The following is a 1,945-nucleotide window of genomic DNA, read 5'->3' on the forward strand; positions in this document are numbered from 1 at the left end:
CTGGCGTGGCCGCCTGTGCGACACCGCTTACGCCCCGGTGAGGATCGCCGCGCTGATCAGCGCGCTCGGGCAGGGCCGCGGCACCCTCATCCCGGTCGGACCCCAGGGCGACCCCTGGTCACTGCCGCACATCGCCGCCGAACTCGACGCCACGGAAAGCCGCAGGCTGGCCGAGGCCACCCTGTTCCACGTCACCGCCGACATGACAGCGTTGGCGCTCGCGGTGGCCGCCACCCCGCCCACCGAACGGATTCACGCCGACCGGCTGCCTGCCCCGGGCGGGTTCATGCTCTTCGAGGAACCGATCGGCAGCTACACGGTCGACCTGCGGGAGTCCATGCACGTCGGCGGCCTGCGTCCGGCCGGCGGCCCGTTGCGGGTCTCGGTGCCCATCGTCGCGGTCTCCTGGTCCTTGTGGGTTCCCCGTGACGGCGCGGCGCAGCGTCGGCAGGACTCCCGGTGGGCCGTCACGCGGGACGGGGGACGCCGGCTTCTCCCGTCCCATCTGCACGGGGTGTGGATCACCTTCTACACCGCGACGGGAAGCGGCCTGGCCTCCCTGCCGCGGGACACGGTCGTCGCCCTGGACCCCGCCGGCGTTCCTCTCACCGCCGACCAGGTCGCCCCCCGGCGCTTCCTCGGCCCGCTGACCYGGGACGACGAGACCCTGCTGGAGTTCGGGTCCACCTTCCACACCCCCACGGCGAACACGCCGGCCCAATGGGCGCAGGTCGTCTACACCGCCTGGCAGCTGATCACCCAGCGGGCGGTCCGGCGGCCTCTCACCGACATGGATGTCCTGCCCCGCCCCCGGGCGGGACGGCGCCGCGACACCCGCGCCGGGATCACCGACGGGCGGGTGCGGATCGTGCGAGTGCACCCCACCCACCAGCCCACCTCGGACGCCGCGCAGCGCGACCGGGCCGGTTCCACCGGGCGTGACGCACCGATGTGGACCCACCGGTGGCCGGTCGCGCCGTATCGGCGCAACACCTGCCTCAATCCCCGCGCGCACGCCGACGGCGGCTGCGAACACGCCGAGCAGATCATCCCCGCCCACCTCAAGGGCCCGGCCGATCTGCCGCTGCGGACCCGCCCCACCGTCCACCTCTGGGACGCCCCACCCCAGGGCGGCGACCGCACGGCCGCGGTGCGCTGACAGGCGACCTACGGCGGTACGGGGGTCAGCGCACCGCACCGCTGCGAAATTTTTCCTCGGCGTGTGTCGCGTCGCGCGATCGCGGTGTGCCTTCCCCAGGAGAGACGACCTGCCCACCGCGAGGAGAAGCCCGTGCCCGGATCGCGCAGGAGTACCGGTGACCACCTTCGTTGACCTCGACGGCGCCGATCCAGCCGAGCCTGTGTCCACGCCGGGCCCGCTCCCTGCGGGCCCGGCGCCGCTGTTGATCCGTGCCGGTGAGCGTCTCGCCGCTCCCGGGGAGGACCTGCACACCGCCCGCGCTGAGCTCACCCTCGGTCTCGACGACGCGCTGCCGCTACGCACCCTGGGTTTCGATCCTGATCCGCTCACCCCGTTCGCCCGGGCCTACGCCCAGCTGCRCCCGGACCTGGGGGAAACCGCGGAGATCTGCCTGGACCTGCTGCCCGTCACCCCCGCCCAACGCCGCGCCCGCGTCCACCGCGCGGTGCGCGCCGAAGGCACCGGCGGCCCGCCGGGACGTGCAGGGCAGCTGCTCCATCTCGCCGACACCGCGATCGGAGCGACGATCAGCCTGACCGATCAGCTGCTCGCCGAGACCTTCGGAGGCCCCCGCCCCGGCGGCGGCCGGGCCGGACCGGGCGGGCAGGGGGCGCGTCAACCGGGGCCGTTGGAGACCGCGCAGGCCCGCGCGCAGACCCGGGCGGTGTCCGCCAAACTGCTCTCGACCGATCCTGGCTATGTCGGCCGCAATGAGCACCAACTGTTGACGGCGATGGGCACCAG

General features: G+C 73.9%; 1 protein-coding gene and 1 pseudogene. Both read left to right on the forward strand.

The window, feature by feature from the left end:
* A partial coding sequence (locus BBK14_RS38225) for a hypothetical protein (protein ID WP_071062391.1) occupies window positions 1-1,159 on the forward strand: 1,159 nt, incomplete at its 5' end.
* A 157-nt stretch (window positions 1,160-1,316) separates the two neighbouring features.
* Window positions 1,317-1,945, forward strand: a pseudogene (locus BBK14_RS13185) (hypothetical protein); the annotation flags it as partial.

This window comes from Parafrankia soli (assembly GCF_001854695.1).
Lineage (GTDB): Bacteria > Actinomycetota > Actinomycetes > Frankiales > Frankiaceae > Parafrankia > Parafrankia soli.